Source organism: Planctomonas psychrotolerans (genome assembly GCF_008642235.1).
Taxonomy (GTDB): Bacteria; Actinomycetota; Actinomycetes; order Actinomycetales; family Microbacteriaceae; genus Planctomonas; species Planctomonas psychrotolerans.
Genome location: NZ_SJEV01000002.1, coordinates 193,857 through 219,538, shown reverse-complemented (window position 1 = coordinate 219,538; position 25,682 = coordinate 193,857). Strand labels below are relative to the sequence as shown.

Genomic DNA, 25,682 nt, shown 5'->3' with positions numbered 1-25,682 from the left:
GTAACTTCGGTCCGGTGAACGACGACCGCTACGGCTCCGATGTGCTGGCCACCGACTGGAAGAACTCGCGCCGGAAGCCCGCCGAGCGGGTCGAGGCGGAACGGGACCTCGTGATCGAGGATGCGGGAACGGGCTTCTGCGGAGCGGTACTGCACGTCGAGAACTCCGCCGTGCACCTCGAGGACCGGCACGGTCGCGTTCGCGCGTTCCCCCTCGGCCTCGGCTTCCTCCTCGACGGCGTGCCGGTGGACCTCGTGGCGCCGACCCGGCGGCCATCGGCGGGCGCGATGCCCGGGCGGACGGCATCCGGGTCGCTCGCCGTTCCGGAGGCCCGCGCCCGGGTGGCGCGCGCCAGCAGGATCTTCGTGGAGGGTCGGCACGACGCCGAACTCGTGGAGAAGGTGTGGGGAGACGACCTCCGTATCGAGGGAGTGGTGGTCGAGTACCTCGACGGCGTGGACGATCTCGCGTCGCTTCTCGCCGACTTCGGCCCGACTCCCACGAGGCGGGTCGGTGTGCTCGTCGATCATCTGGTGCCCGGGTCGAAGGAGAGTCGCATCGCCGAGCGCGTCCGCTCCGGACCCCACGGCGCGAACGTGCTCGTCGTCGGGCACCCGTTCGTGGACGTGTGGCAGGCCGTGCGTCCGGAGCGGCTCGGAATCGCGGCGTGGCCGGTGGTTCCCCGGTCGATCGAGTGGAAGCACGGCATCTGCGAGGCGCTGGGCTGGCCGCACGGCACGCAGGCGGATATCGCTCGCGCATGGCAGCGCATCCTCGGTCGCGTGTCGACCTATGCGGACCTCGAACCGGCACTGCTCGGTCGCGTGGAGGAGCTCATCGACTTCGTCACCGCGGCATGAGAGCCGACACTCAACCGGATTTCGAACGGAATGCAAGCCCCTAGGCGCGCTCTGCGCGCGGTCTTTGACTGGGGAGCACCACAGCAGCTCCTACGGAAGGCACACCATGAGCACCCCCCAGAACAACGACCGGAATGTCGGTCGCCCCGACGACTCCGTCGCGCGTCCCGTGGGCCGCGGCGATGTCGGCACCCCGCAGACGACCGGCGCCGCGCATGACCGTCACTCGGTGGTCGCGCGCGAGAAGGAGCAGTTCGGCGGCATCAAGTTCGGTTCCGCGTTCTTCGGCTGGCTGGCCGCCACCGGTACCGCCGTCATCCTGACCGCACTCGTCGCCGGAGCCGGAGCCGCCATCGGTCTCGGAGCCGTCGAGGACGCGGACGCTGCCGCGGACGTCGCCGCCGCCAACGCGGAAACCGTCAGCCTCATCGGCGCGATCGCGCTCATCGTCATCCTGTTCGTCGCCTACTACTGCGGTGGGTACGTGGCCGGCCGCATGGCCCGATTCGACGGAGCGAAGCAGGGCTTCGCCGTGTGGCTGTGGGCCATCGTCATCGCGATCATCTTCGCGATCGTCGGTGCCATCGCCGGAAGCAACCTCAACGTCCTGGCGAACCTGAACAGCTTCCCGCGCATCCCAATTAACGAGGGCGACCTCACCACCGCGAGCATCATCACCGCCGTCATCGTCGCTGCCGCGGCGCTCATCGGCGCGGTCCTCGGTGGTCTGGCCGGCATGCGCTTCCACCGCAAGGTCGACAAGGCCGGTCTCGGCGCCTAGTCGACACCCGTCTCCTCCGTCAGCGGCGGCCCCCCGAGGGGGCCGCCGCTTCGGCGTTGACCCGCGGCCGCGCAGGGAAGCGACGTGCGGATGACTTCGGCGTAGGCGCGGTTACCCGCTGCATTCGGATGGAAGGCGTCGGGACCATCGGCCAGCACGAACGGCTGAGCCGAGCCGATGCCGTGGCCGGTGAAGGCGCCGATCACGTCGACGAAACACACGGCACGACCGGACGCGACGGCCGGTGCCACCGCGGCGCGGATGGCGTCATTCAGCGCCACCGTCGTCTCGTTCAGCGCGGCGACGGCGTCGAAGGACGGATCATCGGGGGCCGGGGCCTCGAACAGGAGCGGGTATCCCGTCACCACCAGTGCCGCATCCGGGGTAGCGATCGCGATGTCGGCGAACGTGGCCGAGAGACGCTCCGTGAGCTCACCGGAGTTCAGCAGTTCGCGCACGGCGGCCAGCGACGCATCGCACTCTGGGGATGCCGGGGCTTCGGCGCAGAGGACGGCTACCCCGACGGCATTCAGGTCATTTCCCCCGACGGTGATGGTGACGAGGCCGGTGTCGTCGGGCAGTCGAGGCACCTGCTCCGCCCGCACGTCGACGGTGGTGGCACCGGAACAGCTGGCGTCGACCACGAGGTCGATGGCCGGCTCGGCGGACCCTTCGCCCGCGTCGGTTCCGGCGCGGGACCCATCGAGTTGCGCCGGGTATCCCGCATCGCTTCGGTAGCACACACCGGTCGACCCGCCTCCGCCCTGGCCGGCGGCGAAGGAATCGCCCAGCGCACCATAGCGAAGGGGGAGGGGAGCACCCGTCGGTGTGGGTGACGTGGTCGGCGACGCGGTCGGCGTGCCGGGGAGGGGAATCGGCGATTCGACGCCACGCCCCGTCAGGAGCACGGCCGCGCCGACGAGAACCACCAGTGCCGAGACGATGGCGATCACCACGAGGGCCGGACTCCGCCCGTTCCGCCCCGACTCCATGGGCCGACCGTACTCGCCGGTGAGTCGTGCCGCGAGTCGACGCTCCGGCATGTGACTTTCGGCCCTGTCCTCGCGCACGTGCACTCGGCAGGGTGGAAGCATGGATGTCGCGCCGTCCTTCCCCGGAACCCTGCTGGTGCCCTCGGCCTCGGCGGTGCTCGACGGCCCGCTCACCCGGCGATTCGTGGTCGGGGTGGACGGGTCGGACGCCTCCATCGATGCGCTCCGGCAAGCCGCCCTGCTGGCCCCCGCGTTCGCCGCGACAGTCGAAGTCGTGAGCGCCTGGCAGTATCCACCAGTGGTGATGGACGCGTTCCCCACGGTGGCGTGGACTCCCGAGGAGGACGCGGAGGAGATCATCGCGACCGCCGTGGACACGGTGTTCGGGGGAGCCCCGCCGGCGTGGGTGTCGTCCACCGTGGCGTCGGGGCCCGCGGCGAAGGCGCTGATCACCGCCAGTGAGGGGGCCGACCTCCTCATCGTGGGCAGTCGAGGGCACGGAGGTTTCGTCGGCCTCATGCTCGGTTCCGTCAGTTCCGCCTGCTCCCAGTACGCCCGCTGCCCGGTGCTGATCCTGCACGAGCGGCACGAGCGGCATGAGCGGCACGAGCGGCGGGAACGAGGCGGGCGACCCGAGGGTGACGTCCGGAATGAACGGGCTGACGGACATGCGCTCTGACCACCCCGCCGTCCTTCCCGTCCCATTGCGGGCTCGAATAGTCCACAGGTCCGGCGACTTCCGCGAAGCGCTTGCTACCATGGGTGTCCGACGTCGACGCACAGCAGCTCCGACGCCCACCCTCGAGGGCCGCGCACTCCGTGCGGCGCCGACACGAATGTCGAACATTCGTCCCCGCCTTTCCGAGCAATCGACCCGCTCCGCTCGCGACTCCCGCAACCACGAGGACCCCACCGTGACCGACCTTCACGATCGCATTCTTTCCGCCGCGTATCCGCTCTTCGTCTCCCGGGGCATCCGCGACGTCTCCATCGATGACGTGCAGCGCGCGGCGGGGGTGAGTTCGTCGGAGTTTTCGCGCGAGTTCGCGTCGAGAGATGCGTTGGCAACCGAATGCCTCGAGCTTCGGGAGCGGGAGTGGACCATCGGCGTCGTCGTGGCGGGTGCCCGCTCGCGGGGCACCACGCCGGAGGGACGGCTCCTCGCGATCTTCGACGTCTTCGAGGAGTGGTTCCACCGGGACGACTACGAGGCGTGCACCTTCGTCAGTGTGCTGCTCGAGATGGGGAAGGATCACCCGCTGGGGGCGGCGAGTGCCGGACACCTGCTCACCATCCGCCGTCTCGTGGCGACGCTGGCCGACGAAGCGCAGTTGCGGGACGCCGACGACTTCGCGCTTTCCATGCACATCCTGATGAAAGGCTCGATCGTCAACGCCGTCGAAGGGGACCGCGACGCCGCGGCGCGGGCGAAGGAGATGGCGCGCGACCTGATCGCCCGCCACCGCTCGCACGATCTTCCGCGGGAACTGACTCACACCGACGTCGACTGGTTCGACGGCTGTCTGCCCGACGCGGGCTTCCTCGACGTGCAGTACGACACGACGACCACCCCGGAGGGCTCGCACGCCGACGCGTCCTCTGTCAACGCGGCGGAGGACGCCGGCGAAGACGCCCCGCCCGCGGTGCCGGCGGTGACGTGGGGGGCGGTGCGACGCGATCTGTGGGTCGGTCGCCAGGACGGCGAGTTCGCCGGAATGGTCGAGGAGATCGCGGGCAACTACTCCGCCACCAGCAGGCACGGCAAGTTCGTGGGCACGTTTCCGACCCTCGGCGAGGCGCAGGACTCGCTGAGCGCGGAGGCCACGTCTCCCGCCGAGTGGTGGATCTGAGCCGGCCGACGGACTGAGCGGCCCGAGCATCGGGCGGACCTGGGGCTCGGCGCTGCGCCGTCGAAGAAGCGGCGGTCGTCGCCCGACCGTTCGGCTGCCGAACGCTCCGTTCCCTCGGCGCACTGCGCCCCTCAGTCGGACGGAAGGGTCGCATCCAACGCGACGTAGTACTCGAGCATCGGTTCGTCGTATGCGCTGAAGGGCGCGGGCTCCCGCTGCTGTCTCGCCGCCTCGAGCCGGTCGAGGTAGAACTCCCAGCCCGCCCCCACGGTCGACGGCATCACGCCGTTGCGGAGCAGATGACGGAGGGTGAGCGTGGTGGTCCCGGCCTCCTCGGTGAGGTTCACCGTCACCCGCCACAGGCCGGCGTCCTCACTCCCGGTGATCACCGCCAGCCGGGTGGGTGGAGCGCACTCCAGCACACGGACGGTCTCGGTCGGTGCGCCGTCCTCGGCGGTCCAGCTCATCTCGATCGAACCGGACGCGGGATCGCCCGACCACCTTCCCGCCCAGCGAGCGGTCCAGTCGGGGTGGGTGAGGCTCGTCCACACGTCGTCCGGGGCCGCGACGAATCGGCGATCGAGCGCCAGTACAGGACCATCGGGCGTGTTCTCGATCCGTCCGGTGGGTAACGGTGTCATGGGAATCTCCTTCCTCGTCATCGTGCGCCCACATCGCGACTCGGGCAATCATCCGCTGAGGGAGGCGACGTGGTTCAGTCGTAGTCTCGACCACCGACGCGCCGGGCGGAAGAGTGACCGGGGTGATGAGTGGGCCTGGAACCCCGGGGGCTGTGCTGATGGACGGCGGGGGCGGCGCGCGCCCCCGAAGGCACGCTCCCGTACTGGGGGTGCCGACCGGGTTCACGAATCCGTAACGTGTGTGGCGGGGGATGCGTCGGACGCTCACGACAGAGCGGAAGTCGCATCGGGGGATGCTTTCCGATCGTCGGCTCGTCGAGTCACGTAACGGTTGGTCATCGCGCCACGAGGACGGCGACGCCGCACCGGTGGTGCGGGATGACCGCGCACGACCGATGCTCTGCGCTTCCACCGCGTGCACACCGGTTCGACCCCCGGTGTGCGGAAAGTGACTCATGAAGAAGCCCTCGGCTCGCATCCGCACCGTCCTCGGTCTGTCCGCCGCACCGGTGGCCATCCTCCTCGCCGGAGGTATGGTCTGGCAGGCGTCATCCGCCGCCTTCACCGCCACCACCCGTAACGCGGGCAACTCCTGGTCCACCGGGTCGGTCACTCTGACCGATGACGACCGGGGCGTCGCGGCCTACTCCGTCACCAATCTGGTTCCCGGACAGACCGGCACGAAATGCCTCGTCGTCACGTCGACCGCAACCGTGCCCGGCGAGGTGCGGTCCTACGTGACGAACCTCGCCCCCTCCGCGATCGGCCTCGCCGAGAGGATCACCTACAAGCTGGAAGCCGGCACCGGCGGTTCGTTCAACGACTGCACCGGCTTCGTCCCCGATGCCGGAGTGCAGGAGACGGCGTACCCGGTTTCCGTGGTCGCCGCGGCCCGGCATGACTATGCGTCCGGCGGTCACTCCTGGATCACGACCGGTAAGGCGGGCGGCGAATCGCGTTCGTACCGCGGGACGTGGACTTTCGACACCACGGGCATGACGCAGCAGCAGATCGATGCCCTGCAGGGGTCGTCGATGACCGCGGACCTCGTGTGGGAGTTCCGCAACACCACCCCGGCCCAGTAACGGCACCCGTGCGGAAGCCGCCCGTGACCGCTCCGTCCGGCCGTTCCCTCTGGCGGGACGGCTGGGCGGGGCTTCTCGTCGTGTCGTCCGCGAGGTCGTACCTGATGTTCCTCGCCACGCTCACCGCGATGGCGATCCTGCCTGGGCTGCTCGGCTGGAGCGGCTCGGTGGTGCAGTCCGGGTCGATGGAGCCGAACATGTCGGCGGGAGACGTCGTCCTGACGTCGAAGCTGGCCGACACTGCTCCGCTTCCCCTCGGCCGGGTCATCACCTTCCTGGTGGACGACACCCAGGTGGTGCACCGGCTGGTCACGGTGGGAGACGACAACACCATCGTCACGGCGGGGGACGCCAATCCGGAGGTCGACCCGTGGTCGCCCGCGCGGGAGGACATCACCGGTCAGGCACGAATACTGGTGCCCGCGATCGGACTGCCGAGCTTGTGGATCGGCACGGGGAACCTGTTCGCGTTCGCCATCTGGGCCTCGGCCACGGCGATCGCGCTTCTCGTCGTCGGCTCCTCCCTGGGCGGGAGCAGGTCGAACGCTCCAGGTGCTCGACGTGCACCCGGTGGCCGATCGGGACGGCCGTGGTGGCCGCGTCGGTCGCGGGTCGGCCGGATAGCCCTCGGGACCACCGTCGCAGTGGTCGCCGCGATGGCTCTGCCCATGCTGCCGCACGGCTCGGCCGATGCCGCGTTCTCGGGACAGACCCGGGCGTCCGCCTCATGGTCGGTGCGGTCACAGGCGCCGGTGACCGTGGGATCCATGGCCGGATACGGGATCATCGCGGCGAGCGCGATCACGGATGACAGCAACAACGGGTTCGGCAACGGCAGCTTCGTTCGAGGCTCGGTGGCCACGACGCCCGGCACGACCGTCATCGGGTACAAGGCCCGCGAGATCGACGGACGCATCGACCTCGCCAATGCGGCGGCACGGAACGCCATGGCGGCAGCAACTGCGGCACGATCGGCGCTGCACACCCGCGCCATCACCGCGACGATCGCTCCGACCCTCTCCGGGACCCTGTCGGCCGGCGTGTATGCATCGAGCACCGGCGCATTCTCCGTGCCCGGCAGGCTCGTGCTCGACGCCCGGGGAGACCCCGGGGCCCAGTTCGTCTTCCGCCCGGCGTCGACGCTGACGATGGCCGCGCGAGCACAGATCGTGCTGGTCAACGGCGCCCGGGCCGAGAACGTGTGGTGGGTGGTCGGCACGACCGCGACCCTCGGTTCGACCACATCGTCGACGGACACCATCGCCGCAGGGTCGTATCTGGTCTCCGGCGACGCACGGCTGCGCGGCGTCTCCCTGTCCGGGCGGGTGGTGTCCTTCAACGGGTCCGTCCACACCTCGGTGTCGGTGCTGACGCCGGCCGACTGAGGGCCGGTCAGTCGCGAAGGGGCGATCCTACGACGTCGAACGAGAAGCCGCCCATCTCGCCCGAGAGCAGCGGCATGGCTTTCTCGATCGAGGCGCGCACACTGTCGAGCTGGAGCGACGACCGATGGGCGTCCTCCGACTCCCACAGTTCGGCGACGAACACCGTGTCGGGTGACCCGTCGTCGATGCCCACCTCGTAGAGCAGGCATCCGGAAGTCCGGAGCTCCGGCATCGGCCCGAGAAGGATGGCTACGAGGTCGTCGCGCCGCCCGGGTAGTGCGCCGAGGGTGCCCACATTCGCGAAGGTCATGGGCTCATTGTGCTGATCGATTCACCGGGGGGCAATGCCCGAGCGCAAGCAGCCTGGGAATCCGGACGCGTTGACCGCCTGCGAGCGGAGAGCTGCCTAGGAGGGTAGTGCGGCCTCGATCCGCTCGACGATCTCCGGCGCATCGGGTTCGGTCGACGACCGGAATCGGAAGACGTCGCCCGTGGGCGTGAGCAGGAACTTCTCGAAGTTCCACCGCACCTTGCCCGCGCGACCGGTCGCATCCGGTGTCTTCGTGAGCTCCGCGAAGAGCGGGTGGCGGGACGACCCGTTCACGCGGACTCGCTCGGACATCGGGAACGTCACGCCCCACGTCGTGGAGCAGTACTCGGCGATGGCATCGTCGCTGCCGAGCTCCTGCAGGAACTGGTTGCTCGGGAAGCCGATCACGCTGAATCCGCGGTCTCCGTAACGACGCTGCAGTTGCTCCAGCTTCTCGTACTGGGGCGTGAAGCCGCAGCGCGATGCGACGTTGACCACGAGCAGGACCTTGCCGGTGAAATCGGCGAGAGTCGTGCGAGTGCCGTGCACGGTGACGAGGTCGAACGCGCTGAGGTCCATCGGCCGAGTCTAGGCGCCGGTTCGCCCCGCCGACCTGCGGTGACACGTCGAGGATCAGGCGCGGGCGGAGTGCAGTACCAGCTTCGCGAAGAAGTCCTCGAACATGAGACGCAGGTCGAGCCGGGTGTAGACGCGGATCGGCCGGCCCGTGCCGTCGAACTCGGCCGTGCCATCGGCGAGGATGCGCGGCGCCGGGCGGATCGCATACGCGCTCGACGACGGGTCGGCCTCGAACGCCGACTGCAGTGCGGTGAGCAGCACCAGCGGGCTGTCGCCCATGATGTAGGTCTCGCCGAGCTCCACCCCGTGAGCGCTCGCCATGTCGCCGACCGCATCGATCCGGTCGGCGAGGAGCGTGCCGATCGGGCCGTGCGGGCGCACCCGCACCGTCAATTCGGCGGACGAGAGCAGCGTCTGCCGGTAGGCGTTCCTCGGGACCTGCCAGATCGGCACCGTCGAGTCCGAGAACACCATCCGCGCGGCAGCGATGTCAATGGCCAGGTTGTACTCCACCGCCGAGGCGTTGGGCGGGGGAGTCGCGAGTGCGGGATCCTCCTGCCCGCCGATCCATACCACCGTCATCCGGTCGGCGATCCGCGGCTCGATCAGGCAGGCGCTCGCCACCTCGGTGAGACCGGCACCGCACGCGACGTAGAGCGGGAGGTCGCTGTCCCGCATCGCCTCGGCCACGATCGCGAGCGCTCCGGCGGACCGGTGCGGCGTGCGGGCGTCGGGAAGCGCCACGTTGGACCCGGCGATGACCGGCGCGGCGGTTCCGATCCCCAGCGTCTCGATCACCTCCGTTGCTGCGGCGGCCGCGTTGTCGGCGGTGCGATCGCTCGGGTCGAACGGGTCGCCCGGGCGAAGATGCGACCCGATCACGGCACGGATGTCCACCGATGGCGAGAGAAGGGAGTGAGCCAGCTGGACCAGCCCGTCCGGATCGCCGGAGAAGTCGTTGTCGATGATCACCCGGGCACGGTGGGCGATGTGGGGAAAGGCCATGGGTCCTCCGGATCGTCGCGTCCCAGTATGCACGGTCGACCTATCGCACAACCGGTTGGCCGGATAGACTCGCGGATGCTCGGCGGGCCGCGTGCGCCCGCCCCGGACGAATGGATTCTCGTATGTCTCAGAGGCTCTCTGGCAAGACCGCACTCGTGACCGGAGCGGCGTCGGGCATCGGCTTCGCCGTGGCCAAGCGCTTCGTGGCCGAGGGCGCAACGGTGCTGTTCGCCGACAGGGACGCCGAGGGTGCGGCGCGCGCCGCGGCCGAGACCGGGGACGGCGCGGTCGCCTTGACCATCGACATCACCGACGAGTCGAGCGTTCGCGCCGCGTTCGAGCGCGCATCAGCCGAGGGCCACACCCTCGACGTGGTGGTCGCCAACGCCGCCGTGCAGCTGTTCGGGGCGGACGCCCGCATCGCCGACCTCGACCTCGACACCTGGCGACGCACGATCGACGTGAACCTCACCGGCACCTTCCTCACGGTCAAGCACGCGGTCCGCGCCATGCGGGGGCGGGGAGGGTCGATCATCCTCACCGGCAGCCCGACCGGGCTGAACGGCGAAGGCGCCGACTTCACCGCCTACAGCACGTCGAAGGCGGGCATTCACGGCCTCGCCCGCACCGTGGCGGCCGCCTACGCGACCGAGAACATCCGGGTGAACACCGTCGTACCGGGGTACACGGAGACACCGCTCGTGACCACCATCTCGAGCGATGACGCGGCGCGTGCGGCCATCGTGTCGCGCATCCCCCTCGGCCGTCCGGGCACGCCGGCCGACGTGGAGGGTGTCATGGTGTTCCTCGCCAGCGACGACGCGTCGTACGCCACCGGGAGCCTCTTCCGCGTCGACGGCGGTATGACGACGCTGTGATCGAGCGATCGTGACCTCGCCTGCGGAGCTCCGCCGCGTCTGGCTCGACGACGAGCCGGGGGCGCTCGGCATCCGTGCCGGGCGCTTCTCGGCGACTCTCGTCGGCGACTCCCTGTCCGATATCCGGTTCGACGGCCGAGCCGTGCTCACCGCCATCCGTTTCGTCGTGCGGGATCACGACTGGTCCACCGTGCCCGCCGAGGTGGTCGCCGTGGACGTGGAGTCCGACCCGCACCGGCCGGATGCCGGGCTCCGGCTCGGCATCCGCGCGCAAGCGGGAGACGGGCCCGAGCTCGAATGGACGGCGCGCGTCGAGGTGGACGGCGATCGGCTGCACGTCTCGGCGTCCGCCGTGGTGCTCCGACCGTTCCGGCGCAACCGGATCGGCATCGTGCTGTTGCATCCGCCGTCGTGCGCCGGTGCCGCCCTGACGGTGCGGCACACGGAGGGGGAGACCCGGACGCGCTTCCCCGTCGGGATATCGCCCCATCAGCCGGCCGTCGACATCGTCGGCCTGGAGTGGGCGAGCGCCGGCGTCCGCACCCGCGTCGACCTCGAGGGCGACGTGTTCGAGATGGAGGATCAGCGCAACTGGACGGACGCCTCCTTCAAGACCTACGGCACACCGCTGTCGGTGCCGTTCCCGGTGGAGGTCGGGCCCGGCGGTCGGATCGACCACGCGGTGACGATCACCTGCGCCGCAGCGGACACCGCGGCGGTTGACAACGACACGGAGGACGAAGGCTCCTCCGCGGCGGCTGATGGCCGGTCCCGCACCGTGCTCCGACTGGCGCGTTCCGACGGCCGGATGCCCGCGATCCTCGTCGGTGCGTCCACCGCTCCGGATGCGGCGGGCACGGACGGCGTGGGTCGGCCCGACTGGCTCGGCTGCGGCGTGCTCGTGGAACTCCGGGCCACCGACGACAACTGGCGGGCGGTGCTCGAGCGGGCGGAACGGGAAGCCGGTGCCGGTGTCCTCGACGTGCGCATCGTCGCGTCCGACGCCCGCGAGGTCGACACCGTGCTCTCCGCGCTGACCCCCGGCGGAGCCCGACGCATCGACAGGCTCGGGGTGTACGCCCTCGAGGGGAGCGTCACTGAACCCGCCCTCTGGCGGGCCCTCGTCGACGGGATGGCGGCGTCATCGCTCTCGGCAGAGCTGGTGGGCGGGGCCCGCTCGCACTTCACCGAGCTGAACCGTCGGCACGAGGCGCTTCCCGAGGACGTCCCCGCCCTCACCTTCAGCATCACCCCGCAGATGCACGACGTGGGCCGCACGCAGGTCGTCGAGTCGCTCGGGATGCAGCGGCTCGTCGTCGAGCAGGCCGTGCGCATCGCGGCCGGTCGACCGGTGCACGTGGGACCGATAACCCTGCGTTCCCGCTACAACGCCGTGGCGACCACGCCGCCGGAGGGCATCCGCATTCCGGATCTGCAGAACGGTTACGGCGCGCACCTCGTGGCAGGAGCGACGGATCCGCGGCAGCGCGGCTGGGGGTACGCGGCGTGGGTGATCGCTTCCGCCTCCGCACTGTCGGTCGACGGCGTGGTGTCCCTGACGTTCGCCGAATCGTGGGGACCGCGCGGCTTCCTCGATGCAGCGGGACGCTTCCCGGCGTCATGGGCGATCGAGTGGCTCACCGCCCTGGGCGGACGACCGCGCGTCGCGGTGACCGGGCCCATACCGCCGTCGACCGCGGTGCTCGGTGCGGAGGCCGACGGCTCGACGGTGCTGCTCGTCGCGAACGCATCGTCCGAGGCGCATGAGTTCGACCTGGCCGTGGGCGAGTCGGCCTCGGGTCGACTCGAACGGCTGAGTCCGGGAGCGGACGACCCGGTCGTGGAGGATTCCGCCGCTCGCGGCGGGGTGCTCCGCATCCGCGTCGTACCGGGGGGAATCGCCCGCTGGATCGGTCGGGACGGGTAATCCTCGATCGCTCCGTTCGCCCGACGCTGACCGTCGCGGCGTCGGCTCAGTCCGTTGCCGGGACGGTGTGCTCGATGCGGTCGGAGGCGGTGCGCATGTGCTCGCGCATGGCCGCGGCGACCGCGTCGGGGTCCCGAGCGGCGAGCGCCTCGAGCACGGACTGGTGCTCCCGGTAGGCGATCACCGCCTGATCGGTGTCGCGGAGGGCACGCTCCACCCACAGGCGCAACAGCGAGCGCACCGACTGCAGCAGGTCGCGCAGCACGATGTTGCCCGAACTGGTGGCGATCTGCAGATGGAAGCGGGCATCCGCCTCGATGAAGGCGGTCATGTCATCGAGGCTGTCGCCCATGGCCGCCACGTAGCCGGCCAGCAGTTCGAGGTCCGCGTCGCTGACGCGCTCCGCCGCCAGAGTGGCGGCCTGCACCTCGAGCCCGCTGCGAAGCTCCAGGAGCTCGGCTGTGCGGTTCGCCGACAGCATGAGGCCCCAGCTGAGCGTGGTGGGCAGCAACTCGGAGGTGCTTTCCCGCATGTAGGTGCCCGAGCCCGGCCGGACCGTCACGATGCCGAGAATCTCCAGGGCTGCGAGCGCCTCGCGCACCGCGGACCGACCCACCCCGAGCGCCTCGGAGAGTTGCCTTTCGGGCGGGAGTCGCGACCCGGGTACCAGCTCACCCGTGGTGAGAAGGTCGGTGAGCTGCCGCACCACCTCGCCCACCGCCGTTCCCCTCGGCACCGACTGCAGCTCGAGGCGCACGAGCGACGGGTCGTCGTTCCGGAAGGCGGGCATGTCAAAACAGTACCGCGTGGACTCTGTGCCGACCGGTATGGCCCTAATTCGGACAACCGGTTGACATGTTGCGACGAAACAGGCACTCTGGGGGAGGCCGCGACTGGCCGCCCGACGTTCCATCCCAATGAAGCGAGTGCTCGTGATCCGACAGACCGGCCCGAATCGACGGTGCGGAGCGTGAGCATCGGTCTCAGCACGTACGCCTACTTCTGGCGAGGGTCGGAGCGCGTCGCTCGGCCGATGGATCTGTCCGACATGATCCGGGACACCGCCGCGCTCGGACTCGGGCTCTTCCAAATCTGCGACTGGCCCGCCTTGGACACCATGGACGACAGGGAGCTCGCGGGAATCCGGGAGCTCGCGTCGTCCCTCCGGGTGCGGCTGGAACTCGGCACGCGGGGTCTCGACCCGGACCACCTCCGTCGGCAGATCGCTATCGCGACGGCACTCGGCGCGACGCTGCTCCGCAGCATGTGGACCGCCGGCGACGACCGTCCCGCACCGGCGGAGGCGGAGCGGCGCGTGCGCGAGGTGCTTCCCGACCTCGAGGCCGCTGGCGTCACCCTCGCCCTCGAAACGTACGAGCAAGTGCGAACCGACGCTCTGGTCGAGCTCGTCCGCAGCATCGATTCCGCTTCGGTGGGCATCTGCCTCGACCCCGCGAACACCGTGGCGAATCTGGAGCTGCCGGCTCAGGTGACCGAGCGATGCGCCCCCTTCGTCGTGAACTGGCACGTGAAGGACTTCGACTTCTCTCGCGCACCCGGTTGGGTCGGCTTCGCACTCGCGGGCACGGCGCTCGGACACGGTCGCCTCGACTACGACGCCATGCGCGAGGCCATCCGCCCCGAGGAACGGGGGATCTCGCAGATCATCGAATTCTGGCTGCCCTGGCAGCAGGACGAAGAGACCACCACGCGGCGGGAAGCCGAGTGGACCGCCATCACCATCGACTATCTCAGGAGCAGAAATGACTGACCTTTCGACCGGACCCTTCACCGTCGCCGTCATCGGGGCGGGCGGGAAAATGGGCATGCGCGTGTCCAACAACCTCGTGAAGAGCGCCCACACCGTCTACTACAGCGAGGCGTCGCCCGCCGGGCAGGAGCGCGTGCGTGAGGCGGGCCGGGAGGTCACGGAGACCGCCGATGCCATCGCCGACGCTGACGTCGTCATCCTCGCCGTACCCGACGTGGTGCTGGGCAAGGTCTCCGAAGGCGTCGTACCCCAGCTCAAGTCTGGTGCCATCGTGCTGACGCTCGACCCCGCCGCCGCCTATGCCGGCCTGCTCGCGAAGCGCGACGACGTGGAGTTCGCCGTGGCGCATCCCTGCCACCCGTCGCTCTTCCTCGAGCGTCGCACCGACGAGGAGTACGCCGACACCTTCGGCGGCATCGCCGCCCCGCAGGAGGTCGTCGCGGCGATGGAGTCCGACAACCTGGAGAAGCGCGCGATCGCCGAGGAGATCATCACCGTGATCTACTCGCCCGTGATCGCGGTGCACTGGGTGACCGTGCGCCAGCTCGCGGTGCTCGAGCCCACGCTCGTCGAGACCATCGCCTGCATGATCGGTGCGCTGCTCAAGGAGGCCCTCGACGAGACCGTCAACACGGCTGGCGTACCCTACGAGGCCGCACGAGCGATGCTCTGGGGTCACGCGTCCATCGCGATGACCAACTCCCTGCGCGGCTCGAACCCGTTCTCCGAGGCGTGCCTCATCGCCATGGACTACGGCCGCGAGAGCATCGTCAAGGACGACTGGAAGAAGATCTTCGAGCCCGAGCAGCTCGACTACGTGATCGCGAAGATGCTCAAGATCGACGCCGTCAAGCGCTGATCCGCCGCGTTCCCGTGCCGGGCCGCCGCTACTCGGTTGCCCGGCACGGGAGACGGCCCCTGAGTACGGTCCCTGAGCCCGACGGTCCCTGAGCCTGTCGAAGGGACGCGAGCGCCGTACGGTCCCTGAGCCTGTCGAAAGGATATGAGCGCCGTACGGTCCCTGAGCCTGTCGGAGGGGCGCGCGCGCCTTACGGTCCCTGAGCCTGTCGAAGGGACGCGACGCCCCTACTTCCGGAACACCTCGTCGTCCATCGCGTCGTACCCCTCGACCTGAGGATCGCGGTGCAGACCGCCGCTCAGTGCGTACTCCTCCTCCGGCGAGAGCACGAGGCGGTGACGACCGTAGACGGCGAAGCCGAGAAGGATCACGGCGTAGACGATGACGATCGCGATGATCGCCGGCTGGAAGGTCACGTTGAGCAGGAAGCCGAGGAAGATCAGACCGGAAATGACGGCGGCGATCACGGCGCCGGGCACCCCCCACGGACTGCGATAGGGCCGGTCGGCGTTCGGGAACTTCCTGCGCAGCAGCACGAACGAGATCATCTGCAGCAGGTAGGCGAGCACCGCGCCCCAGACGGCGATGTTGAGGATGATCGCGCCGGCCACAGCGCCCGCTCCCTCCTCGTCGACGCGGCTGAGGATGTCGAGCAGCACGAGCGCGACGAAGCCGAGTACCGCTCCCGCGACGAGTGCCACCCAGGGCGTCTGCCGCTTTCCGGTGAGGGAGAAGAACTTCGGGTAGTAGCCGGCCCGCGAGAGCGAGTACATGTTGCGGCCGTAGGCGAACATGATCCCCTGCAGTGACGCGAGCAGACCGACGAGAGCGAACAGGGCCAGCACGGCGGCGGCGCCATCCCCAACCATCGCGCGGAAGCCGTCGAGAAGCGGTTCGAGAGAGACCGCGGTCGCCTCGGCGCCGAGCACCCCGGTGTTGAGGACGAGCACGAGGAGGCCGGTCACGATGAGGGTGCCGCGAGCCCAGAATCCGGCCTTCGGGATGTCACGGGCCGGGTTGTGCGCTTCCTCCGCGGCGAGCGGCAGCTCCTCGATCCCGAGGAAGAACCACATGGCGAAGGGCAGGGCGAACAGGATCGGCAGCACGCCGTGCGGGAGGAACGCGGTCTGGCCGGGGTCGGGTGCGATGTTGAAGAGGTTGTCCCAGCTGAACAGGCCGGAGAACGCCGCCATGGCCGAGAACACGAGCAGGATGCCGATCGAGATGATCGAGACCACGATGGCGAAGGTGAAGGAGATATTCGCTCCTGCCGAGTTCAGTGCGATGAACGCCGCGTAGAGCACGAGCCACCAGATCCACATGCTCCCCTCGAGGGAGAAGCCGAGCAGTTCGCTCGTGATGCCATTGGCGTACTGGGCGGAGAAGAAGACGATGACCGCGGTCGTCGCCACGTACTCGATGGTCTCGGCGAGGCCGGTGACAAGACCACCCCACGGCCCCATGGCGGATCGGGCGAAGGAGTACGCACCACCCGTGTGCGGCATGGCCGCCGCCATCTCGCCGATGCTGAAGATCATGCCGTAGTACATGACGACGAGCACCGCGAAGGCGATCAGCATGCCGCCGAAGCCCGCGAAGTCGATACCGAAGTTCCAGCCGGAGAAATCGCCGGAGATGACCGCGGCGACGGCGAGCCCCCAGAGGCCCCAGATCCCCGCGGAGCGCTTGAGGCTCCGCTTCTCGAAGTAGCCGTCCGCAGCCGGCGTGTAGGTGACACCGGACGCGCGTCGATTGCCTGTCGCACTCATTCGTATTCTCCCGGGCAGTGGATCACCGATGCAGCGCGCGACCAGGGTCGCGCTCGGGTGACTAGAGCGTAGTGGCGCAATGGTGGGTCGTGTCTACCTTTGCGGGCAACAAGTTTGTGTCACCGTGCCGAAATAACGGGTCCCGCTGTGATTCAATGGTCGGGCGTCCGGTGCCGGTGACCGCGCACGCCGCTTCCCCGAAGCAGTGGAGTCGGAGAGGTGCCGAGGACGCGGTGCGAGGGTGCGCCGCAGGAAATGGCAGACCGCAAGCAGGAGGCGTACGACCATGGCAGAACGCCTGGGCATGCTCAGCACGAGCACGCTGAACGGACTCATCGACTCCGGCGACATCGACACAGTCCTCGTCGTCTTCACCGACATGCAGGGCCGCTTGCTCGGCAAGCGGGTCGCAGCGCGCTTCTTCCGCGACGAGGTTTCCGGGCACGGCGCGGAATGCTGCAACTATCTGCTCGCCGTGGACGTCGAGATGAACACCGTCGACGGTTACCGCATCTCCTCGTGGGAGAAGGGCTACGGCGACATGGCGATGGTCCCCGACCTGTCGACGCTCCGGCTCGTCCCCTGGATCCCGGGAACCGCCCTCGTGCTCGCCGACTTGACCTGGGTCGACCGCACGCCGGTCCGACCGTCACCGCGCGAGGTGCTGAAGACCCAGCTGGCCCGGCTCGCCGAGCGCGGGCTCGAGGCGCACGTGGGAACCGAACTCGAGTTCCTGGTCTTCGAGGATTCCTACCGGGATGCCTGGAGCAAGGGCTACACCGGACTCACGCCCTCCAGCGACTACAACATCGACTACGCCGTGCTCGCCTCCACCCGGATGGAGCCGTTGCTCCGCGACATCCGGCGCGGCATGGAGGGCGCCGGTATGTATTGCGAGGGCGTCAAGGGGGAGTGCAACCTCGGGCAGCAGGAGATCGCCTTCCGGTACGACGAGGCGCTGGTCACGTGCGACAACCACTCGATCTACAAGAACGGGGCGAAGGAGATCGCCGACCGGCACGGCAAGTCGCTCACCTTCATGGCCAAGTTCAACGAGCGCGAGGGCAACAGTTGCCACATCCACATCAGCCTCCGGGGCACCGACGGATCCGCGGTGTTCGCCGACGAGAGCGCGGAGCACGGGATGTCGCCGCTCTTCCGGTCGTTCCTCGCCGGCCAGCTCACCGCGATGCGGGAACTCACCCTCCTGTTCGCGCCGAACATCAATTCCTACAAGCGATTCGTCGAGGGCTCGTTCGCGCCGACGGCGGTCGCGTGGGGCCTCGACAACCGCACCTGCTCGCTGCGAGTGGTCGGCACCGGTGCCGGCATGCGGGTGGAGAACCGGGTGCCCGGCGGAGACGTCAACCAGTACCTCGCGGTGGCCGCGCTCATCGCCGGCGGCCTCTACGGCATCGAGAACGACCTCGAACTCGAGCCGATGCTCGAGGGCAACGCCTACGGCAGCGCGGCGGCCCGGGTGCCGACCTCCCTGCGCGAAGCCGCCGACCTGTTCGCGGACTCCGCGCTGGCGCGGGAGGCGTTCGGCGATGACGTGGTGGAGCACTACCTGAACAACGCGCGTGTGGAGCTCGCCGCGTTCGATGCCGCGGTGACGGACTGGGAGCGCGTGCGTGGTTTCGAGCGACTCTGATTTCCGGCCGCTGATCGGCATCACCACCTACCTCGAACAGGCCCAGACGGGCGTGTGGGATGTTCGCGCAGCGTTCCTGCCGGAGGTGTACCTGCAGTCGGTGACCGATGCCGGCGGCATCGCCGTGCTGCTCCCTCCGCAACCGGTCTCCGACGGCGTGATCGACCGCATCCTCGACTCGCTCGACGGCTTGGTGCTGAGCGGCGGTGCGGATGTCGATCCGGCGCTGTACGGACACCCCGCGCACGAGCGCACCAGCGCCCCGCGCACCGACCGCGACACCTGGGAGGTGGCCCTCATCCGTCGAGCCGTAGAAACCGGCAAGCCGTTCCTCGCCATCTGCCGCGGGGCGCAACTGCTGAACGTGGCCCTCGGTGGCACGCTGCACCAGCACCTCCCCGACGTCGTGGGCACCGAGCGCTACCAGCCGGGCCCGGCTCGGTTCGGCGAGATCGACGTGTCCGTGGAGTGGTCGAGCCGACTCGGCCGGGTGCTCGGCGGTACCGCCGCGAATCTCAGCGTGCAGTGCTACCACCACCAGGCGCTCGATCGCGTGGCCGACGGCCTCACCGTGAGCGCCCGAGCCGACGACGACGGTGTCATCCAGGCGGTGGAACTGGCGGATTCCCCGTTCGGGATCGGGGTGCAGTGGCATCCGGAGCAGGATGCCGTCGACCGACGGCTGTTCGAGGGACTGGTGAAGGCGGCACGATGACGTCCACGACATTGATCAACCCCGCCGACGAGAGCGTCCTCGGCACCATCGAGCACGCCACGATCGCCGAGGTGGATGACGCGGTCGCGCGCGCCGTCGTCGCCCAGCGCCGGTGGGCCGCACTCGCGCCCGCGGAGCGTGCCGCCGCCCTGCGCCGCTTCGCCGCGGCCGTGGACGGCGCGGTCGACGAACTCGCTCGGCTCGAGGTCCGCAACTCCGGGCACCCCATCACGCAGGCGCGGTGGGAGGCGGAGCATGTGCGCGACGTGCTCACCTACTACTCCGCGGCGCCGGAACGGATGCTGGGCAGCCAGATCCCGGTCGCCGGCGGGATCGACATCACCTTCCTCGAGCCGATCGGCGTGGTCGGCGTGATCGTGCCGTGGAACTTCCCGATGACGATCGCGAGCTGGGGCTTCGCTCCCGCGCTCGCCGCCGGGAACGCCGTGGTGCTGAAACCGGCCGAGTGGACCCCGCTCACCGCCGTGCGGCTCGGCGAGCTCGCTCGCGAGTCCGGGCTCCCCGACGGCGTGTTCACCGTGCTGCCCGGGCGCGGATCGGTGGTCGGCGAGCGATTCGTGAGCCACCCGGACGTGCGCAAGATCGTCTTCACCGGGTCCACCGAGGTGGGCAAGCGCGTGATGGCGGGCTGCGCCGACTCGGTGAAGGCGGTGACCCTCGAACTCGGCGGCAAGAGCGCGAACGTCGTGTTCGCCGACGCGGACCTCGAGAAGGCCGCCGCGACCGCACCCTACGGGGTGTTCGAGAACGCGGGCCAGGACTGCTGCGCGCGCAGTCGCATCCTCGTGCAGCGGTCGGTATTCGACCGCTTCCTCGAACTGCTCGAGCCGGCCGTGCGGGGCGTGGTGGTGGGCGCCCCGGGGGACGAGGCGACCGAGATGGGTCCGCTGGTCTCCCGCGCTCACCACGACCGCGTCGCGAGCTTCGTGACCGATGACGCCCGAGTCGCGTTTCGCGGCACGGCGCCGACGGGCCCCGGGTTCTGGTTTCCGCCCACGGTGCTGCTCCCCGCATCCCGCAGCGACCGCTCCGTGACGGAGGAGATCTTCGGGCCGGTGGTGGCGGTGCTTCCGTTCGACGACGAGGCCGACGCGATCGCCCTCGCCAACGACAGCGTCTACGGCCTCTCCGGATCCATCTTCACCCGCGACCTCGGACGCGCACTCCGCGTGTCCCGCGGCATCGAGAGCGGCAACCTCTCCGTGAACTCGCACTCCTCGGTGCGCTACTCCACCCCGTTCGGCGGCTTCAAGCAGAGCGGGCTCGGCCGTGAGCTCGGCCCGGATGCCGCCGCCGCCTTCACCGAGACCAAGAACGTGTTCCTCAGCACCGACGCCTGACCGCGCTGCGCTCGCCGTTCGACAGCACTGCCCGACCGACGCCCACCTATACCGACGCCCACCTATACCGAGCACGACGCTTTCCCGCACGATTCCAGGAGGAAACCCATGACCGTTACGCCCCTCGATCTGACGCAGCGGCTCGCCGGCAAGGTCGCCGTCATCACCGGCGGCGCGAGCGGCATCGGCCTCGCCACCGCCCAACGGTTCGCGGCCGAGGGTGCAACGGTGGTGATCGGCGATGTCGACGAGACCACGGGTCGAGCCGCCGCGCAGTCGGTGGACGGCCTGTTCGTGCGGGTCGACGTCACGGACGAGGAGCAGGTGGACGCCCTCTTCGCGGCAGCGAACGACACCTACGGGTCGGTCGACATCGCCTTCAACAACGCGGGCATCTCGCCCCCCGACGACGACTCGATCGTCACCACCGAGCTGCCCGCGTGGCAGAAGGTACAGGACGTGAACCTCAAGTCGGTGTACCTGTGCTGTCGGGCCGCGCTCCGCTACATGGTGACTCAGGGCAGTGGGTCGATCATCAACACCGCATCCTTCGTCGCGGTGCTCGGGTCGGCCACGAGCCAGATCTCCTACACGGCCTCGAAGGGCGGGGTGCTCGCCATGAGCCGGGAGCTCGGAGTGCAGTTCGCGCGCCAGGGCATCCGCGTGAACGCGCTGTGCCCGGGGCCGGTCGACACCCCGCTGCTGCAGGAATTGTTCGCAAGCGACACCGCTCGTGCCCAGCGGCGCCTCGTGCACGTGCCGATCGGCAGGTTCGCCAAGCCGCAGGAGCTCGCGGCCTCGGTTGCGTTCCTCGCGAGCGACGACGCATCCTTCATCACCGGATCGACCTTCCTGGTCGACGGCGGCATCAGCGCCGCCTACGTCACGCCGGAGTGACGATGGCCGTGACGGGAGGGTCCGATGCACCGGGGTCGCCTGGTGCGCCCGATGCGCCGGTAGCGGCTGTGGTTTCGGAAGCGCCGGACGCCCGGACGGTGCCCGCCATTCCGTCGCCCGGAGCCCCATCGGCTGCCGCCGGGGAGACGCTCGCCCTCGCGGACGAGGCCCTGTTCCGCCCCGTGCGGGCCGGAAACGCCTTCGAGGAGACGGTGGCGCGGTTGCTGCAGACCATTCGTCTCGGCATCGTCGCCCCGGGTGACGCGCTTCCCGCGGAGCGTGACCTCGCCGTGCGCTTCGCGGTGAGCCGTGACACCGTGCGCGACGCCCTCAAGTCGCTCGCCGACGCGGGTTTCGTGGTGTCCCGCCGGGGCCGGTACGGCGGAACGTTCGTGCAGTCGACCCTGCCCCCGCGCGGAGTCGCGAACGCCGTCGAGGACCCGACCGGGGTCGGGGAGGTGACGGCGGCGGAGATCGAGGACATCCTCATCCTGCGGGATGCGCTCGAGACCGGAGCGGCGCGGGCCGCAGCCGGTCGATCGCTGCCCGCGTCCGAGCGCGACGCGCTGTGGAGACGCCTCCGCGACGCGGAGAGCGCGCCGGCGGGGGACTACCGTCGACTCGACTCGCGGCTGCATCTCACCATTGCGGAATCGGCCGGTGCGCCGTCGCTCGTGCCGCTGCTCGCCGAGAATCGGATGCGCGTCAACGCGCTGCTCGACGCGATCCCCCTGCTCGAGCCGAACATCGTGCACTCCAACGAGCAGCACGAGCGCGTCGTGCTCGCCATCCTGACCGGCAACGTCGATGCGGCCGCCGACGCCATGCGGGAGCACCTCGAGGGTTCGGCGGCGCTCCTCCGCGGCTTCCTCGCCTAGTCCCGCCCGCCCGGCCGGCGGTCCCTGAGCCCGTCGAAGGGCGGTCCCTGAGCCTGTCGAAGGGCGGTCCCTGAGCCCCGTCGAAGGGCGGTCCCTGAGCCTGTCGAAGGGACGCAGACCCTCACCGCCGCGATTTCCGTCACGCGCCCCGGATGCGCTCAGCCGCGCCGTCGCTTTCGTCGATCGCCGCCGCAGATACCCGGGCGATTGACCGAAAGGGCGGCGCCAGGGGCGAGGTCCGCCTACCTCCGGGCGGTCGACCATTCGAGCAGGCGATCGAGCGGCCAGGTCGTGACGATCCGTTCGGCCGGAACGCCGCACGCGGCAGCCCGCTCGGCACCGTACGCGAGAAAGTCGAGCTGCCCGGGGGCGTGCGCGTCACTGTCGATGCTGAAGAGGCATCCGGCGCTGAGGGCCAGCTCGATGAGCTCGTTCGGCGGGTCCTGCCGCTCCGGCCTCGAGTTGATCTCGACCGCCACGTCATTCTCCGCGCACGCCGCGAACACGCGCTCGGCATCGAACTCCGACTGAGGACGGGTGCCTCGAGATCCCGTCACGAGTCGGCCCGTGCAGTGCCCGAGCACGTTGGTGTGCGGGTCGCGGATGCCGCCGAGCATGCGGCGCGTCATCGTGTCACGATCCGACCGGAGCTTCGAGTGCACGCTCGCGACGACCACATCGAGCTTCCCGAGCATGGCGGGAGTCTGGTCGAGGGTGCCGTCTTCGAGGATGTCGACCTCGATGCCGCGCAGCAGCCGGAAGTTCGCGTGCTGCGCGTTGATGTCCGCCACCACGTCGAGCTGCGTTCCCAGGCGCTCGGCGGTCAGCCCGTTCGCGACGGTGAGGTTGGGGGAGTGATCGGTGAGGGCCAGGTACTCGCGGCCGAGCATGCGTGCGGCGTCGACCATGAGCGGGATGGGCGAGCCGCCGTCCGACCAGTCGCTGTGGCTGTGCAGGTCGCCGCGCAGGACCGCGCGCAACTCGGCGCCGCCCGTGGCGAGCGGCTCGGCTCCGCGCTCCCGCAGGGCGGCGAGGTAGTCCGGCACCGCTCCATCCGCCGACTGGCGGATCACCTCGTAGGTGCGCGCGCCGATGCCCTTGCGGTTCTTCAACCGGCCGTCCCGGGCCTGCGCCGCCAGCTCATCCCGGTCGAGGTCGCCGACGGTCGCCGCGGCTTTCCGGAACGCCTGCACCTTGAACGTCGGGGCGAGCTCGCGCTCCAACCAGAAGGCGATTTCGGCCAGGGCGTCGACGGGGTCCATGCGTCCATTGTGCCGCTCGGGGAATCGGTTGGTCGTGTTGCCGGCGACGTGCATTCGGCTGCGTCCCTTCGACAGGCTCAGGGACCGTGGGGTGCGTGTCGGGGAGCGGTGCGTCCCTTCGACAGGCTCGGCGACGGTGGGGTGCGGGCGTCGGGGAGCGGCGCGTCCCTTCGACAGGCTCAGGGACCGTGGGGTGTGGGCGGCAGAGAGCGGTGCGTCCCTTCGACGGGCTCAGGGACCGTGGGGCGGGCTCAGCGACGGTGGGGTGCGGGCGTCGGGGAGCGGCGCGGGGATCGTGGGGTGGCCGCGGGCGTCCCGGGGGTTACCCCGATGCCAGATGCCCACGGCGCGCCGATAGGGTTTTCGGCATGGAGCGAATTTCGTGATCGAGGTCCGAGGACTCAGCAAACACTATGGAGCGACGGCCGCCGTCGACGACATCACCTTCGATGTGAGGCCCGGGAGGGTGACCGGATTCCTCGGCCCGAACGGCGCGGGAAAGTCCACCACGATGCGCCTCATCGTCGGACTGGATGCGGCGTCGGCCGGTACCGCCACCGTGAACGGCAGGCCGTACGCCGAGCACCGCGCGCCACTTCGCGAAGTCGGCGTGCTGCTCGACGCGAAGGCGGTGCACACCGGGCGGAGCGCCACGAACCATCTCCGCGCGCTCGCCGCGACGCACGGCATCCGCCGATCGCGGGTCGACGAGGTCATCGCCCTCACCGGGCTGGAGACCGTCGCCTCGAAGCGAGTGGGCGGTTTCTCGCTCGGCATGGGCCAGCGCCTCGGCATCGCGGCCGCACTGCTCGGCGACCCCGCCACCCTCATCCTCGACGAACCGGTGAACGGTCTCGACCCGGAGGGGGTGATCTGGGTGCGCACGCTCGCGCGGCACCTCGCCGCCGAGGGGCGCACCGTGTTCCTCTCCTCGCACCTCATGTCGGAGATGGCGCAGACGGCCGATCACATCATCGTGCTCGGCCGCGGCCGGGTGATCGCGGATGCGCCGGTCGGGGACATCCTCGCGATGTCCACCGGAACCATCGTGCGTGTTCGCACGCCCGACGCTGACCGGCTGGCCGGCCTCCTCGCCGGCCCCGACGTCGTGGTGACGAGGACCGACGCGGACCGGCTCGACGTGACCGGGCGCACCGCGCCGCAGATCGGCGAGCTCGCCGCCGGCGCCGCCGTCGTGCTGCACGAACTGACGCCCGCCTCCGGATCACTGGAGGACGCCTACCTCGCCCTCACCGCCGACGAAGTGCAGTACCACGCCGGAGGAACCACCGGTTCGCCCGCCTCGCCCGAAGGAACGCCCTCATGAGCACCGCATCCACCGCAATCCCCGCCCGGGCCGCATCCCCGGGAGGATCCGCAGTCTCCTTCGGCGGAATCCTGCGCTCCGAAGCCATCAAGTTGTTCTCGCTGCGGTCGACCATCTGGTGCCTGGCGATCATCTTCGTCGTGCCCATCGGACTCGCCTTCCTGCTCGCCGGCACGGTCGGCGACACCGTCGGGATCCCCCAGGATGCGCAGCAGAGCATCTGGGTGCAGAGCGCCACGCTCGGCATCGGCTTCAGCCAACTGGTCGTCGCCGTGCTCGGAGTGCTCGTGATCACCGGTGAGTACAGCACCGGCATGATCCGCTCCACGCTCGTGGCCGTGCCGCGGCGCATACCGGCTTTGCTGGCCAAAGCGCTGGTCATCGGTGCGGTCACCTTCCTGGTGGCGCTGGCGTCGATTCTCGCCGCGGCGTTCCTGCCACTTGGTCTGCTGGCATCCTCGGGGGTACAACCCGACCTCGGCGACCCGGCGGCATGGTGGGCCTTCCTCGGCGGTGCCGGCTACCTCGCACTGCTGTCCACGCTCGCGTTGGCGATCGGCACGATCGTGCGCAACAGCGCGGGTGGGATCGCCGCCGTGCTCGGTCTGCTGCTCGTGCTCCCCACGGTGCTGCAGATTCTCGTCGCCATCACCGGTGCCGAGTGGGCGCGCAACGTGGGCACCTTCCTGCCGGACTCTGCGGGCGGGCGGATGTTCGCCTACGTGACCGAGGCGCAGGCGGCTCCGGCCGGCGTGCTGGTGCTCGAGCCGTGGCAAGGTCTCCTTGTGCTCTCGGCATGGGTCACCGCCCTGCTGCTCCTCGCCGCGTTATTGCTGAAGCGCCGCGACGCCTGACCTTCCGGCAGCGTCTCCGGCAGCGCGTTCCCGGCGGCACGT

The 25,682-nt window shown here is 69.7% G+C and carries 25 protein-coding genes; 17 read left to right on the top strand and 8 right to left on the bottom strand.

The features are described from left to right. The first annotated feature begins 14 nt into the window (after positions 1-14). Both EY822_RS14320 and EY822_RS14315 read left to right on the top strand, forming a co-directional pair. Positions 15-860: a DUF3097 domain-containing protein gene (locus EY822_RS14320; RefSeq protein WP_150309131.1), complete on the top strand. Its 846-nt coding sequence runs from the start codon at positions 15-17 to the stop codon at positions 858-860. Between the two features lie 106 nt (positions 861-966). Next, entirely contained in the window at positions 967-1,641 is a 675-nt protein-coding gene (locus tag EY822_RS14315) for a hypothetical protein (RefSeq protein WP_227497371.1), read from the top strand. Here the strand turns inward: EY822_RS14315 and EY822_RS14310 are convergent. Beyond that, on the bottom strand, positions 1,638-2,684 hold the full coding sequence (locus EY822_RS14310) for an SGNH/GDSL hydrolase family protein (RefSeq protein ID WP_227497370.1): 1,047 nt from the start codon (positions 2,682-2,684) through the stop codon (positions 1,638-1,640). The two genes, EY822_RS14315 and EY822_RS14310, sit on opposite strands and share 4 nt — an antisense overlap. Positions 2,685-2,733: 49 nt before the next feature. Between EY822_RS14310 and EY822_RS14305 the strand changes: the two genes are divergently transcribed. Beyond that, positions 2,734-3,312, top strand: coding sequence for a universal stress protein (locus EY822_RS14305; protein WP_150309129.1), 579 nt, complete (start codon positions 2,734-2,736; stop codon positions 3,310-3,312). A gap of 235 nt (positions 3,313-3,547) precedes the next feature. After that, positions 3,548-4,483 (top strand): TetR/AcrR family transcriptional regulator, encoded by a 936-nt coding sequence (locus EY822_RS14300; protein WP_227497369.1) that lies wholly within the window; start codon positions 3,548-3,550, stop codon positions 4,481-4,483. A gap of 131 nt (positions 4,484-4,614) precedes the next feature. On the opposite strand, the gene EY822_RS14295 is transcribed toward EY822_RS14300, so the two are convergent. Then, positions 4,615-5,124, bottom strand: coding sequence for an SRPBCC domain-containing protein (locus tag EY822_RS14295; protein ID WP_227497368.1), 510 nt, complete (start codon positions 5,122-5,124; stop codon positions 4,615-4,617). 455 nt (positions 5,125-5,579) lie between these two features. Here EY822_RS14295 and EY822_RS14290 point away from each other — a divergent pair, with 455 nt between their 5' ends. Both EY822_RS14290 and EY822_RS14285 read left to right on the top strand, forming a co-directional pair. Next, positions 5,580-6,209 carry a hypothetical protein gene (locus EY822_RS14290; RefSeq protein WP_150309126.1) on the top strand — a complete coding sequence of 210 codons (630 nt, stop codon included), beginning with the start codon at positions 5,580-5,582 and terminating at the stop codon, positions 6,207-6,209. A 23-nt stretch (positions 6,210-6,232) separates the two neighbouring features. Continuing rightward, positions 6,233-7,594, top strand: a complete 1,362-nt coding sequence (locus tag EY822_RS14285; RefSeq protein ID WP_150309125.1) for a signal peptidase I — start codon at positions 6,233-6,235, stop codon at positions 7,592-7,594. Between the two features lie 7 nt (positions 7,595-7,601). Here EY822_RS14285 and EY822_RS14280 read toward each other — a convergent pair whose 3' ends face one another. The 3 genes from EY822_RS14280 to EY822_RS14270 all read right to left on the bottom strand — a co-directional run bounded on the left by EY822_RS14280 (position 7,602) and on the right by EY822_RS14270 (position 9,488). After that, entirely contained in the window at positions 7,602-7,904 is a 303-nt protein-coding gene (locus EY822_RS14280; RefSeq protein ID WP_150309124.1) for a putative quinol monooxygenase, read from the bottom strand. Between the two features lie 96 nt (positions 7,905-8,000). Then, positions 8,001-8,483 (bottom strand): glutathione peroxidase, encoded by a 483-nt coding sequence (locus tag EY822_RS14275; RefSeq protein WP_150309123.1) that lies wholly within the window; start codon positions 8,481-8,483, stop codon positions 8,001-8,003. A 54-nt stretch (positions 8,484-8,537) separates the two neighbouring features. Beyond that, positions 8,538-9,488, bottom strand: a complete 951-nt coding sequence (locus tag EY822_RS14270) for a nucleoside hydrolase (RefSeq protein ID WP_150309122.1) — start codon at positions 9,486-9,488, stop codon at positions 8,538-8,540. Between the two features lie 122 nt (positions 9,489-9,610). Here EY822_RS14270 and EY822_RS14265 point away from each other — a divergent pair, with 122 nt between their 5' ends. Together EY822_RS14265 and EY822_RS14260 are read left to right on the top strand one after the other, a co-directional pair. After that, on the top strand, positions 9,611-10,366 hold the full coding sequence (locus EY822_RS14265) for an SDR family NAD(P)-dependent oxidoreductase (protein WP_150309121.1): 756 nt from the start codon (positions 9,611-9,613) through the stop codon (positions 10,364-10,366). 10 nt (positions 10,367-10,376) lie between these two features. Continuing rightward, positions 10,377-12,293: a hypothetical protein gene (locus EY822_RS14260; RefSeq protein ID WP_150309120.1), complete on the top strand. Its 1,917-nt coding sequence runs from the start codon at positions 10,377-10,379 to the stop codon at positions 12,291-12,293. Positions 12,294-12,339: 46 nt separating this feature from the next. Here the strand turns inward: EY822_RS14260 and EY822_RS14255 are convergent, their stop codons facing one another. Beyond that, the gene (locus EY822_RS14255) at positions 12,340-13,083 is read right to left on the bottom strand and encodes a FadR/GntR family transcriptional regulator (RefSeq protein WP_150309119.1); all 744 of its coding nucleotides are present in this window, start codon (positions 13,081-13,083) and stop codon (positions 12,340-12,342) included. A 180-nt stretch (positions 13,084-13,263) separates the two neighbouring features. Between EY822_RS14255 and EY822_RS14250 the strand changes: the two genes are divergently transcribed. Continuing rightward, positions 13,264-14,064, top strand: a complete 801-nt coding sequence (locus tag EY822_RS14250; RefSeq protein ID WP_227497367.1) for a sugar phosphate isomerase/epimerase family protein — start codon at positions 13,264-13,266, stop codon at positions 14,062-14,064. Beyond that, positions 14,057-14,923 carry a phosphogluconate dehydrogenase C-terminal domain-containing protein gene (locus tag EY822_RS14245; protein ID WP_150309118.1) on the top strand — a complete coding sequence of 289 codons (867 nt, stop codon included), beginning with the start codon at positions 14,057-14,059 and terminating at the stop codon, positions 14,921-14,923. The genes EY822_RS14250 and EY822_RS14245 overlap by 8 nt, the downstream gene beginning before the upstream one ends. A 227-nt stretch (positions 14,924-15,150) precedes the next feature. Here the strand turns inward: EY822_RS14245 and EY822_RS14240 are convergent, their stop codons facing one another. Then, a complete protein-coding gene (locus tag EY822_RS14240) occupies positions 15,151-16,692 on the bottom strand; it encodes an amino acid permease (protein WP_150309117.1) in 1,542 nt (513 codons plus the stop codon). 286 nt (positions 16,693-16,978) lie between these two features. On the opposite strand from EY822_RS14240, the gene EY822_RS14235 reads away from it, so the two are divergent. The 5 genes from EY822_RS14235 (at position 16,979) to EY822_RS14215 (ending at position 22,197) form a co-directional block, all read left to right on the top strand. After that, complete coding sequence (locus tag EY822_RS14235) at positions 16,979-18,346, top strand: glutamine synthetase family protein (RefSeq protein ID WP_150309116.1); 1,368 nt, start codon at positions 16,979-16,981, stop codon at positions 18,344-18,346. Further along, on the top strand, positions 18,327-19,061 hold the full coding sequence (locus EY822_RS14230) for a gamma-glutamyl-gamma-aminobutyrate hydrolase family protein (protein ID WP_227497366.1): 735 nt from the start codon (positions 18,327-18,329) through the stop codon (positions 19,059-19,061). The genes EY822_RS14235 and EY822_RS14230 overlap by 20 nt, the downstream gene beginning before the upstream one ends. Next, positions 19,058-20,422 (top strand): aldehyde dehydrogenase family protein, encoded by a 1,365-nt coding sequence (locus tag EY822_RS14225; RefSeq protein ID WP_150309115.1) that lies wholly within the window; start codon positions 19,058-19,060, stop codon positions 20,420-20,422. The genes EY822_RS14230 and EY822_RS14225 overlap by 4 nt, the downstream gene beginning before the upstream one ends. A gap of 108 nt (positions 20,423-20,530) precedes the next feature. Continuing rightward, positions 20,531-21,319 carry a 3-oxoacyl-ACP reductase gene (locus EY822_RS14220; protein ID WP_150309114.1) on the top strand — a complete coding sequence of 263 codons (789 nt, stop codon included), beginning with the start codon at positions 20,531-20,533 and terminating at the stop codon, positions 21,317-21,319. Positions 21,320-21,426: 107 nt separating this feature from the next. After that, on the top strand, positions 21,427-22,197 hold the full coding sequence (locus EY822_RS14215; RefSeq protein ID WP_227497392.1) for a FadR/GntR family transcriptional regulator: 771 nt from the start codon (positions 21,427-21,429) through the stop codon (positions 22,195-22,197). Positions 22,198-22,439: 242 nt separating this feature from the next. Here EY822_RS14215 and EY822_RS14210 read toward each other — a convergent pair whose 3' ends face one another. After that, the gene (locus EY822_RS14210) at positions 22,440-23,459 is read right to left on the bottom strand and encodes a PHP domain-containing protein (RefSeq protein ID WP_150309112.1); all 1,020 of its coding nucleotides are present in this window, start codon (positions 23,457-23,459) and stop codon (positions 22,440-22,442) included. A gap of 382 nt (positions 23,460-23,841) precedes the next feature. Between EY822_RS14210 and EY822_RS14205 the strand changes: the two genes are divergently transcribed. Together EY822_RS14205 and EY822_RS14200 are read left to right on the top strand one after the other, a co-directional pair. Then, complete coding sequence (locus tag EY822_RS14205; protein WP_150309111.1) at positions 23,842-24,786, top strand: ABC transporter ATP-binding protein; 945 nt, start codon at positions 23,842-23,844, stop codon at positions 24,784-24,786. Continuing rightward, positions 24,783-25,640 (top strand): ABC transporter permease subunit, encoded by an 858-nt coding sequence (locus EY822_RS14200; RefSeq protein ID WP_150309110.1) that lies wholly within the window; start codon positions 24,783-24,785, stop codon positions 25,638-25,640. Before EY822_RS14205 ends, EY822_RS14200 begins: the two co-directional genes overlap by 4 nt. Positions 25,641-25,682 lie beyond the last annotated feature (42 nt).

Bases quoted from the DNA above. Each gene is read 5' to 3' on its own strand.
- EY822_RS14315 (WP_227497371.1), top strand. From the start codon at position 967: ATGAGCACCCCCCAGAACAACGACCGGAATGTCGGTCGCCCCGACGAC.
- EY822_RS14310 (WP_227497370.1), bottom strand. From the start codon at position 2,684: ATGCCGGAGCGTCGACTCGCGGCACGACTCACCGGCGAGTACGGTCGG.
- EY822_RS14305 (WP_150309129.1), top strand. From the start codon at position 2,734: ATGGATGTCGCGCCGTCCTTCCCCGGAACCCTGCTGGTGCCCTCGGCC.
- EY822_RS14295 (WP_227497368.1), bottom strand. From the start codon at position 5,124: ATGACACCGTTACCCACCGGACGGATCGAGAACACGCCCGATGGTCCT.
- EY822_RS14290 (WP_150309126.1), top strand. From the start codon at position 5,580: ATGAAGAAGCCCTCGGCTCGCATCCGCACCGTCCTCGGTCTGTCCGCC.
- EY822_RS14280 (WP_150309124.1), bottom strand. From the start codon at position 7,904: ATGACCTTCGCGAATGTGGGCACCCTCGGCGCACTACCCGGGCGGCGC.
- EY822_RS14275 (WP_150309123.1), bottom strand. From the start codon at position 8,483: ATGGACCTCAGCGCGTTCGACCTCGTCACCGTGCACGGCACTCGCACG.
- EY822_RS14270 (WP_150309122.1), bottom strand. From the start codon at position 9,488: ATGGCCTTTCCCCACATCGCCCACCGTGCCCGGGTGATCATCGACAAC.
- EY822_RS14265 (WP_150309121.1), top strand. From the start codon at position 9,611: ATGTCTCAGAGGCTCTCTGGCAAGACCGCACTCGTGACCGGAGCGGCG.
- EY822_RS14255 (WP_150309119.1), bottom strand. From the start codon at position 13,083: ATGCCCGCCTTCCGGAACGACGACCCGTCGCTCGTGCGCCTCGAGCTG.
- EY822_RS14245 (WP_150309118.1), top strand. From the start codon at position 14,057: ATGACTGACCTTTCGACCGGACCCTTCACCGTCGCCGTCATCGGGGCG.
- EY822_RS14240 (WP_150309117.1), bottom strand. From the start codon at position 16,692: ATGAGTGCGACAGGCAATCGACGCGCGTCCGGTGTCACCTACACGCCG.
- EY822_RS14235 (WP_150309116.1), top strand. From the start codon at position 16,979: ATGGCAGAACGCCTGGGCATGCTCAGCACGAGCACGCTGAACGGACTC.
- EY822_RS14225 (WP_150309115.1), top strand. From the start codon at position 19,058: ATGACGTCCACGACATTGATCAACCCCGCCGACGAGAGCGTCCTCGGC.
- EY822_RS14220 (WP_150309114.1), top strand. From the start codon at position 20,531: ATGACCGTTACGCCCCTCGATCTGACGCAGCGGCTCGCCGGCAAGGTC.
- EY822_RS14210 (WP_150309112.1), bottom strand. From the start codon at position 23,459: ATGGACCCCGTCGACGCCCTGGCCGAAATCGCCTTCTGGTTGGAGCGC.
- EY822_RS14200 (WP_150309110.1), top strand. From the start codon at position 24,783: ATGAGCACCGCATCCACCGCAATCCCCGCCCGGGCCGCATCCCCGGGA.